Source organism: Mesorhizobium sp. M0016 (assembly GCF_040324035.1).
Classification (GTDB): Bacteria; Pseudomonadota; Alphaproteobacteria; order Rhizobiales; family Rhizobiaceae; genus Mesorhizobium.
This window is the reverse complement of record NZ_JAMYVM010000024.1, coordinates 84,988-95,391: the sequence shown is the minus strand read 5'-3', so window position 1 is coordinate 95,391 and position 10,404 is coordinate 84,988. Positions and strand designations below refer to the sequence as shown.

The 10,404-nt window shown below is 62.0% G+C and carries 7 protein-coding genes; 4 read left to right on the top strand and 3 right to left on the bottom strand.

The features are described 5' to 3' along the window. Positions 1 to 326: 326 nt before the first annotated feature. The 4 genes from NKJ88_RS26975 (at position 327) to NKJ88_RS26960 (ending at position 6,804) form a co-directional block, all read left to right on the top strand. Positions 327 to 797 carry a MarR family winged helix-turn-helix transcriptional regulator gene (locus NKJ88_RS26975; protein ID WP_023705728.1) on the top strand — a complete coding sequence of 157 codons (471 nt, stop codon included), beginning with the start codon at positions 327 to 329 and terminating at the stop codon, positions 795 to 797. After that, positions 794 to 1,966: an HlyD family secretion protein gene (locus tag NKJ88_RS26970; protein ID WP_352446239.1), complete on the top strand. Its 1,173-nt coding sequence runs from the start codon at positions 794 to 796 to the stop codon at positions 1,964 to 1,966. The genes NKJ88_RS26975 and NKJ88_RS26970 overlap by 4 nt, the downstream gene beginning before the upstream one ends. 349 nt (positions 1,967 to 2,315) lie before the next feature. Then, positions 2,316 to 3,851, top strand: a complete 1,536-nt coding sequence (locus tag NKJ88_RS26965) for a DHA2 family efflux MFS transporter permease subunit (protein ID WP_352446237.1) — start codon at positions 2,316 to 2,318, stop codon at positions 3,849 to 3,851. Positions 3,852 to 4,185: 334 nt separating this feature from the next. Then, the gene (locus NKJ88_RS26960) at positions 4,186 to 6,804 is read left to right on the top strand and encodes an EAL domain-containing protein (RefSeq protein ID WP_023689552.1); all 2,619 of its coding nucleotides are present in this window, start codon (positions 4,186 to 4,188) and stop codon (positions 6,802 to 6,804) included. A 29-nt stretch (positions 6,805 to 6,833) separates the two neighbouring features. On the opposite strand, the gene NKJ88_RS26955 is transcribed toward NKJ88_RS26960, so the two are convergent. From NKJ88_RS26955 to NKJ88_RS26945, 3 genes are all read right to left on the bottom strand, one after another. Further along, the gene (locus NKJ88_RS26955) at positions 6,834 to 7,364 is read right to left on the bottom strand and encodes a CAP domain-containing protein (RefSeq protein ID WP_023689553.1); all 531 of its coding nucleotides are present in this window, start codon (positions 7,362 to 7,364) and stop codon (positions 6,834 to 6,836) included. Between the two features lie 145 nt (positions 7,365 to 7,509). Beyond that, positions 7,510 to 8,142, bottom strand: coding sequence for a LysE family translocator (locus NKJ88_RS26950; protein WP_023730458.1), 633 nt, complete (start codon positions 8,140 to 8,142; stop codon positions 7,510 to 7,512). A gap of 155 nt (positions 8,143 to 8,297) precedes the next feature. After that, entirely contained in the window at positions 8,298 to 10,271 is a 1,974-nt protein-coding gene (locus NKJ88_RS26945) for a pilus assembly protein TadG-related protein (protein ID WP_352446234.1), read from the bottom strand. Between the last annotated feature and the right edge of the window lie 133 nt (positions 10,272 to 10,404).

The window sequence follows — 10,404 nt, the reverse complement described above, 5'->3', positions numbered from 1 at the left end:
CGGGAATCAGGTGACGTGAACAATCACCAGCCTGCCATGACCGCCCCCTCTCAGCGAATTTGCAGAACTCTCAGCACACTACCCTCGATGCCTTCCCCGCCGGCGAAAATGCCGCCGAAAGCCTAGGTGTGCCAGTGGCGGGGACGCGCATGACGACCTTTCTCCTCGCGGCGTTCTCGACGGCAATTCACGTCACGGTCGGGAGGTCATCCGCAACCGTTATTGACTGTGCCATGACCGCATCTGCATGGCTGCCATCCCTCTTTTTTGGCTCTGGCGCAATGCGGCGCCTTGAATAGTAAGCACGCTTATAATATATACCGCTCATGGTTTCCGACGGCATTGATAGATTGGGCTTTTTGATCCACGACGTGCAGCGCCTCATGCGCAAGCGCTTCGAGGCGCGCGCCAGCGGTCTTGGCCTTTCCTCGGCACAATGGCGGCTTCTGGTTCGCGTCGCCAAGGAGGCCGGTGTCGCCCAGGCTCGCCTCGCCGAACTTCTCGAAATCGAGCCGATCAGCGTTTCACGCCTCGTCGACCGGATGGAGGAGGGCGGCTGGATCGAGCGGCGCTCCGACGCAACTGACCGGCGCGTGCGCATGATCTTCCCGACAGCCAAGGCAAACGCGGCCTATGCCGAGGTCAAAAGCCTTGCCGGCGAAGTTTATGAGGAATCGCTGGTCGGGGTTTCGCCGGACGATCGCCGCGTCCTGATCCGGGCGCTGGACACCATCGTGCAAAACCTGGCGGACGGCGAGACGTCGTCCTTGAAGAGTACGGAAGGGGCAGCAGCATGAACGCGGCAGTCAAGATAGACGAGAATGTAAGCAAGCTCGACACGCCGGCGCAGCCGGTTGCCGCAGCACCTGTCGCGGTGGCTCCCCCGGTGCAGCCCACTCCGGCTCCGGTCAAGAAGCGCCGCCTCGGCCGCTTGCTGCTGATGGTCGCCCTGCCGGCCGCGCTGGCCATTGGTGGCGGTTATGTCTGGGTGACCGGCGGCCGCTATCAGGAAACCGAGAACGCCAATTTGCAGCAGGCCAAGGTGTCGATCGCCTCGGACACCGCCGGCCGCATCGTTCAGGTCGGCATCTCGGACAATCAGCAGGTCAAGCAGGGCGATGTGCTGTTTGCCATCGACCCCGAGCCCTACCGGATCGCGTTAGCCCAGGCCGACGCGGCGGTCGCAGTCGCACGCGTCGGAATCGAACAGCTGCGCGCCGCCTACAGCCAGGCGCTGGCGCAGGAAAAGTCCGATGCCAGCCAGGTCGACTACGCGCAGTCGCAGTATGACCGCGCCGCCGACCTTGCCCAGAAGGGCATCAACGCCAAATCGTCGCTGGACGAGGCCAAGAACGATCTCGACAAGGCCAGGCAGCAACTGGCCGTTGCCGAGCAAGGCATCATCAGCGCCAAGGCGGCTCTCGCCGGCAATCCCGATATCGAGACCGACAAGCATCCGACGGTGATGGCCGCACTCGCCGCGCGCGACAAGGCCGCCTACGATCTGGCGCAGACCACGGTCAAGGCGCCGGCCGACGGCGTCATCAGCCAGGCCTCCTCGTTCAAGGTCGGCCAGTATGTCGGTTCCGGCACGCCGCTGTTTGCGTTGGTCGAGACCGGCGACACCTGGATCGATGCCAATTTCAAGGAAACCCAGCTTACCCACATGAAGCCTGGCCAGAAGGCCGAGATCGTCGTCGACACCTATCCGGGCAGAACTTTCGAGGCCACCGTCAAGGCGATCGGCGCCGGCACCGGCGCGGAGTTTTCGCTGCTGCCAGCTCAAAACGCCACCGGCAACTGGGTCAAGGTCACGCAGCGCATTCCGGTGCGCCTGGAGCTGACCGATGCCGACGCCAAAATGGCGCTGCGCACCGGCATGAGCGCCTCGGTTACGGTGGATACCGGCGTTGCTCGCGGGTTCCCCGCTATCTTCGGCCACGCCACCGCAGGCGAAGCACAATAGACTGTGAATGGACCGTGATCTCGAAAAGCAGGATCACGGCCCGGCAGAACGCCCGCCGCAGGCGAGGTGAAGTTGAGATGACAGGATCGGTCCGACGGCAGGTTGAACGAGGGGTGGATTGGACCGGACCGCATCGCGGCCTGCCCACAACCTGGACCATCTCGGCGCCCATCCTTCGGACCTTGGATTTCCGGGCGGCAAGCGCCTGATGTGTCGAGACCTTCGATCGATGTAACCCCCACATCGATAGATCGCGTCCCACCGCGATGAGGGTCTCTTCACCAGAGAAGGCCTCGCCGCCCGGAAACCTAATGTACACGTTTTTGTTACCTGTCGGAAGTTCCGCATCATGACCACACCAGAACCTTTCAAGGAAGTGCCGCATCGCGGCCTGATCACCGTGGCGCTGATGCTGGCGACGGTCATGCAGGCGCTCGACACCACGATTGCCAATGTCGCGCTGCCGACCATGACCGGCGACCTCGGCGCGTCGCCCGACAACATCAACTGGGTGTTGACCTCCTACATCGTTGCCGCCGCGATCATGACGCCGGTGACCGGCTGGCTGGCCGACCGCTTCGGCCGCAAGGAACTGTTCCTGGCGGCGGTTGTCGGCTTCACCGTGTTCTCGATGCTGTGCGGCATTGCCTGGAGCTTGGAGAGCATAGTGTTCTTCCGGCTGATGCAGGGCGTGTTCGGCGCAGCCATCGTGCCGCTGTCGCAGACCTTCCTGCTCGACATCAACCCCAGGGAACGCCACGGCCAGGCGATGGCCATCTGGGGCGCCGGCATCATGCTGGGGCCGATCCTGGGTCCGACGCTGGGCGGTTGGCTGACCGAGAATTTCAACTGGCGCTGGGTGTTCTTCATCAATTTGCCGGTCGGCATCATCGCCTTCATCGGCATGGCAGCCTATTTGCCGGTCGTTGCCCGGCGGATCCGCAGCTTCGATTTCTTCGGTTTCGCCATGATTTCGCTCGGCGTCGGCGCGCTGCAGCTGCTGCTCGACCGCGGCGGCGAGGTCGACTGGTTTTCCTCGGTCGAAATCTGGATCGAGCTTGCTCTTTCGATCACCGGCTTCTGGGTTTTCATCATCCATACACTGACGGCGGAACGTCCTTTCATCGACCCCAAGATCTTCCTCGACCGCAATTTCGTCACCGGTCTGGCTTTCATCTTCGTCATGGGCGTGCTGATCCTGGCCTCGATGTCGCTGCTGCCGCCAATGCTGTCGACCATCTTCGGCTATCCGACCGTCACCATCGGCGTCGTCCTGGGGCCGCGCGGTGTCGGCACGATGATTTCGATGCTTGTCGTTGGACGGCTCATGAGCAGAATCGACGCCCGCATCCTCGTCGTCATCGGCTTTCTGCTCACCGCGCAGTCGCTCTACACCATGTCCTCCTTCACGCCGCAGATGGACAATTGGCTGATCCTCAGCTCCGGCGTCATCCAGGGTCTGGGCATGGGCATGGTGTTCGTGCCGCTGTCCACGGTGGCCTTCGCCACGCTCGACGTGCGCTTCCGCACCGACGCCACGGCCCTGTTCAGCCTGGTTCGAAATCTCGGTTCGTCGATCGGTGTGTCGGTGGTGACGGTTCTCATGGTGCGCAACACGCAGGTCAATCACACCGAACTGTCGGCTTTCATCAACCCGTTCAACCCCAATTTGTGGGCGGCCTCGCCGGCGGCAGCAGGCGGCGATCCGACGGCACTTTCGCAGGTGGACCGCATGGTCAACATCCAGGCGATGATGATCTCCTACGTCAACGACTTCAAACTGCTGATGGTGATGACGCTGGTTGCCATTCCGTTTGTCTTCCTGCTGCGCAAGCCGAAGACCGCTCCGGCCGGCGCGGCCGCTCCTGCCGCGCATATGGATTGAGGCGGGCGCCGGTAGCGCTGGCAGCAAGCTGGTTGCCCCTGATGATTGTTGCTCGGATGATCGTCAAAACCCCGCGTGTGCAAAAGAATATCGATAATGAGCCGTTGGAAGTTGATTTGAAATGACATTTGCACCTTTGGTATCTGGTTGCTGACGCCTCCAATTCCGTTACAGTTCATCTTGAATTAGCACATCTGTAACATTGTCAGTCGACTTTCGTCTGGCACGACAGAGGCCCTTTCTTGTTTCAGGTGCCAAACCGGAGGAGGTCTGTTTGGTCACGAAGTCATCCAGAAGATCCGTCGGGGCGCGCGGGCCGGTGGGCGTAGCCGCATTGGCAAGACTGGCTGACGTTTCCTACGATACGCTCGAGGGAGAACTTCGCACGACCATTGCGGGTCTCGAAGGGCAGACCCTGCGCTTCGAGACTGCGATCGAGAATATTTCGCAAGGCATCTGCTTTTTCGATGCCGATGAACGGCTGATCCTGAGCAACCGGCGCTATGCGGAAATCTACCGCATTGCGCCCGAGGAATTGCGGCCTGGCGTGACACTGAGCGAAATAGTCGAACGCCGCGTCGCCGCCGGCACGGCGGCGACGGCCGCCGACACCTATCTCGCAACGGCTCGCTCGATCAATTCGGGCAAGGCTTCGCGGCTCTGGACCGCCAAACTTGTCGATGGTCGCACAATCCAGATCCGTAACCAGCCCATGCCCGATGGCAGTTGGATCGCCACGCATGAGGACATCACTGAACTCCTCGCCAATCGGCAGATCGTCGACGAGCGCATTTCGCTGCAGGCGCTGATCGACTGGGTGCCCGATTATCTCTGGGTCAAGGATACGCAAAGCCGTTTCGTCGTGGTCAACAGCGCCCTTGCGACCGATAGCGGCCGCAACAAGACCAGCGACATGATCGGTTTGACCGATTTTGATCTCCACCCCCCGGAAGTTGCGCGGAAATTTCGCCTGGTCGAGCAGCGCCTGCTCAAGAGCGGACAACCAGTGATCGACGCGGAAGAGTTTGTCGTCGATGCGTCGGGGAGCGGCAAATGGCTTTCGTCGACGAAGGTGCCGTTGCGCAATCGCCAAAATGAAATCTTCGGCCTGGTTGGCATTGCCCACGACATCACCGCCCGCAAGCAGGCGGATGTCCTTCGCAGCGGGCAGGCGCAGATCCTCGAAATGATTGCCACGAGCGCGCCGCTGGAGGACGTGCTCGACCGCCTCATGCGCTTCGTCGAGGCTCAGTTGAAGGGGATATTCGGTTCCGTCCTGCTGCTCGACAAGGACGGCGTTCATTTGCGTCACGGTGCGGCGCCGGGCCTGGCGAAAGCCTATACGAGCGCCATCGATGGGGCGGCCATCGGTCCCAAGGTGGGATCCTGCGGAACCGCCATCTACCGGCGGGAACCGGTCATTGTTACCGATATTCTGCAGGATCCGCTTTGGGACGATTACCGCGAACTGGCGGCAGCCCATGGCTATCGTTCGTGCTGGTCAACCCCGATCCTGTCGCATCGGGGCGTCGTGTTGGGCGCCTTTGCCATGTATTCGATGACCGTGCGCGAACCCACCCATGCCGAGACCCGCCTGATCGAATTCACCACACACATTGCCGGCATCGCGATCGAGCGCAAATTGGCGGAAGACCAGATCCACTTCATGGCCAACCATGATGCGCTGACCGGCCTGCCCAATCGCGCTTTGCTGGAGGATCGGCTTTCCCAGGCGGTCCTCTACGCGCAGCGATACAATCGCTGGATGACGGTGGTGTTCATCGATCTCGACAATTTCAAACTGGTGAACGATACGTTTGGCCACAATGCCGGCGACGAACTCCTCAAGACCGTCGCCAGCCGTTTGGTTGGATGCGTGAAGGCCACCGACACCGTCGTGCGGCTTGGCGGCGACGAATTTGTCATCGTCCTGTTCGACCAAACCACCAATGTCGATGTGGTCTCGGAAACCCTGCAGACGATCAGGGATGCGATCGCGGAACCGGTTCTTGTCGGAGAGCATCGGCTGAGAACGACGGCCAGCATCGGCATCGCAAATTACCCGAAGGACGGGACCAGCCCGGATACGCTGTTGGCCAATGCCGACGCCGCCATGTATCGCGCCAAGGAATTCGGCCGCGACAATTTCCAGTTCTATGCCCCGGAGTTCAACTCAACGGCACATGAAAAATTCCTGCTTCAGGAGGAATTGCGAAACGCGCTCGCCCGGTCGGAATTCGCTCTGCATTATCAGCCACAGGTGGATCTGCGATCGGGGCAGGTTTTCGCCGTCGAAGCGCTGGTGCGCTGGAACCACCCGACGCGAGGCCTGGTTTCGCCGGCGATGTTCATCCCGACCGCCGAGGAGACCGGGCTGATCGTGCCGCTCGGTGACTGGATCCTGCACGAAGCCTGCCGGCAGAACAAAGCCTGGCAGCGCGCCGGTCTGTCGCCCGTAACCGTCTGCGTCAACGTGTCGGCGCGGCAGTTCCGGGAGAAGAACCTGATCGACCGCGTCGTCAACGCATTGAAGGAAAGCGGCCTGGAGGCGAGGTATCTCGAGCTCGAAGTGACGGAAAGCCTGATCATGCAGGATTTCGAGCTGGCGGTCGCAACGATGAACGGGCTGCAAAAGCTCGGCGTGCAGATATCGATCGACGATTTCGGAACAGGCTATTCCAGTCTCAGCGCCCTCAAGACGTTTCCGGTGGCGCGGCTGAAGATCGACAAGTCCTTCATCAACGATCTCGCGACCGACGAGAACGATCAGGCGGTCACTGGCGCCGTGATTTCCCTGGGGCAGAAGTTGAACCTTCGGGTGCTGGCCGAAGGTGTCGAAACGGAAGACCAGGTCGCCTTCCTGCGCAAGAACAATTGTGACGAGGTGCAGGGCAATTATTTCAGCGAACCCCTGTCGGCTGGGGATATCGGCGAGCTGATCGCGAAAGGCTGACGGCTGGCTCGCGCCGTAACCGCTGGCTGCTATTTTCCGAGCACCAGGCTCCAGTAGCGGATGGCGCTGTCGCGTCCGTCGCGTACATAGGCGAGGCCGAAGCGGCTGAAATCCGGATCGAGCATGTTGCGGCGGTGGCCAGCCGAATGCATCCATATGTCGAACAGTTTCTGCTGGTCGAAGCGGCCCTCGGCGATGTTCTCGGCGGCGGCGCCCCGCACGCCATTGTCCTTCATCCGCGACGCGAAATCCTTTCCCCAGCCCGTCGTGTGGCTCATGCGTTCGCGTGAGGCCATATAGCCGGCCTGCTGCCGAGCGGCCTGCTCGAGCTGGGCGTCCGGCACCAGCGCCGGCAGTCCGGCCGAAGCTCGGATGCCGGCCAGCGTCGCGGTGGCCGAGGACGACACACCGGCGCCTTCGCCGGTCGGCACCGAGACCGTGCTGCAAGCAGCGAGGCCGGCCATGGCTGCAAGGCCGATCAGCAGCAGGCGCCTGTTTGGTTTTGGACTTGCTGCGCCAGAGCGGGTTTGCGCGAGCGGGTGATTGGTGCTGCAGATCATTGTCATGCGAGCTGACTTAGCGGCGATCATGGCTTTTGCCGGGCAGGGCCGCGAAAATCTCAATCGCTGGCCTCCGTGCGGGTTCGGCCGATCGATTCGAATGGGAAGGTCGGCGGCCGATGTAGTCTCGGCGCGTTGCCTCCGATCAGCGTTGCGCGTCGGTCGCCATTTTAAGCGCCAGCCCGGCAAGCACCGTGCCCATCATCCAGCGCTGGATGACCATCCATAGCGGCCGTCCGGCAAGGAAGGTCGCGATCGAACCGGCCGTTACCGCGATGATGGCATTGACGGTCAGGCTGATCGAGATCTGCGTGGCGCCGAGCACCAGAAGCTGCGACAGCACATGGCCCTTGCCCAGCGAGATGAACTGCGGCAGCAGCGACAGATAAAGCACCGCCACCTTGGGGTTGAGGAGATTGGTCATCAGGCCCATCGCGAACAGCTTGCGCGGCCTGTCCTTCGGCAGTTCGCGCACCTGGAATGGTGAGCGCCCGCCGGGTCGCACCGCTTGCCAGGCGAGCCATAGCAGATAGAGCGCGCCGGCAATGCGCAGTGCGTCATAGGCAAACGGCACGGCAAGCAGCAGCGCGGTGATGCCCAGCGCAGCCGATACGACATAGAACAGAAAGCCGGCCGCCACGCCGCCGAGCGAGATCAGCCCGGCCTTGGGGCCTTGCGACAGCGAGCGCGAGATCAGGTAGATCATGTTCGGCCCGGGCGTCAGCACCATGCCCAGGCAGACCAGCGCGAAGGCGAGATGGTTGGCGGTTTCGGGCACGGGCAGTCTCCGGGAGGCGGTGACGATACCGAGCACGCGTTTTGACTCACCGCAAGAGCATGATGGCCGGAGACTTTGCGCCAGCGTCGAAAAATGTCGAAAGCGGCGAAGCCGTCAATTTCCCCCGCAAGGGGGAAGATCAGCAGCTTCAACCCTCAGCTCACCACGCGCAGGTTCGAGAGCTCGTTTGCGATTTCCTTGAAATTGTCAGACAGCGTGGCGCCGGTCGCGTTCCAGAACAGTTTTGCAGGCTTGCTCGGGTCGGTCGGATCCTTGCGGAAGCGCGAGTCCGACGAGCACGTCTTCAGTGCCTCCATCGCGCTCTTGTCGCCGGCGTCGGTCGTCGACATGTCGAGCGCCACCGTCATCACCATGATGTTGGCCGCCTTGGCGTTGTTGCACAGCGTCGCCATCTGCTCGTTTAGCGCGGCGGTGTAGTTGCTCGACGAATAGTTGAGCTGGCCGATGGCGCTCGACGTGCCGCCGAACAGGCGGGTGACCGCACTGCCGTTGTAGCCGACGCCGGTATAGCCATAGCCGGCATAGGTCGACTTGTTGCCGGCGGGGTCGGAACTCACCGTCGAATAGGTGTTCTCGCCGTCGGTGAGCACGATGACCACCTTGTCATTGCCTCGTTCCGTCTCAGGACGTCCTCCTGTGAAAGGCTCCGTGCTGGAGACGGTGCGCCAGCCCCAGGCCATGCCTTCCGGCACATTGGTGTTGCCGTTGGGCGCCATCAGGTCGATTGCTGCCTTGATCTTGGTCAGCCCGGCGGCGTTGGCGACGTCGGTCAGCGGTGTGATCGGCGTGGTGGTGCAGCTGTAATTCGGACCTGCACCCGTCCCCAGCACCGGAGCATTGATCGGCCGTGGCTGGAAATACTTGGCCATGTTGGACTGCCTGGTCTTGCCGGTGGTGCTCGCCGGATCGTCGTTCCACCAGCTGTTGGCTGCGCCATAGGTCTTGGGGGCCACCTCGTCGGGGTCCTGCGTTATGTACCAATGATTGCCCGGCTCATCCGGCGCAAACATCGGCACGAACATGGTCGCGGGATCGCCGACGCCGGTGCCGGTGTTGTTCGGTCCGCCGGAGGCCGGCGCGTCGTTGACATTATAGGGATAGGGCCGCACTTCGACGCAGCCCTGCCAGCTGGCGAACGGTCCGTATGTGTCGTTGTAGTCGTATTCGTTGTGGCTGTCCGAGCATGTATGATTGGCGCGATATTTGTCGCAGACCACGCGTTTGCTGCCGACGATGCGCTCGTGGCTGGTGACCACCTTCATGTCGCGGTAGAGCGAGAAGCGGGTCAGCATCTGCCCCTCCTGCTCACCCCAGCCAGTGCCTTTCTTGTACCAGATGCCGCCGATCTTCTGGGCATATTTGTCGGCTGCGTTAAGCGTGGACCAGGCGAAATTCTCATTGTGGATGGGCGACAGCCCGTAGGCGTCGATCCACGACGCGTTGTCGTTGCTGGCGCCGACATTGACCGAGGCGGCGAACGGCACAAGGCTGAACTGGACCGGCTTGTCGATCTGCTTGATCATCGCGGCCTGCAAGGCAAGCGTGTCGACGAGCTGCTTGGCGGCTTGCTTGAGAAGGTCGATGCGCTTTTGTCCGGCACCCGTGCCCGTGTTCGACATCGACCCCGAATTGTCGAGCACCATGGCCACTTCCAGCGTGTTCTTCAGCCGGACTTGCGAACACACGGAGTAGGTGACGTTTTCCGACGTCCTGCCGATCAGCATCGCCGCTGCCGGCAGGAAATAGGGCTTGTAGACCAGGCTGGCGCACAGCTTGACGATGCCGCCGCCGGTCGTGCTGCTGGGCAGCGTAACGCTGAGCGTCGTGTCGGCGGGATCGACGTCGTTGAGGTTTGCCTTGAAGAAGTCGAGCGCATAGGCCCGCAACTGGTCGTCGGTGGCGCCTTCCACCAGCCGGCGCGCGGTGGCGAAGTTGGCGGCGTCGAGCGCGTTGACCACCCTCTGCTTCTCGCTGACCACGCCGGTGTAGTCGACGGCCATGGCCACGCCGCCCATCAGTGGCACCATCGCCACAACTGTCATCAGAGCGTAATTGCCGCGGCGGTCACGCCAGAAGTCACGCCGGAATGTGCGCCAGAGTTCACGCATGTGATGTAAGCGGCCCCGCCTGCGGATTCTTCAATGCCGCCACAGTTTCACAAAACGTTGAAGGACGGGTTTGGGAAACTGCTCGATTGCGCGGATAGCGCTTCACCAGGCGCTAACCAAATGCGCCAGCTGC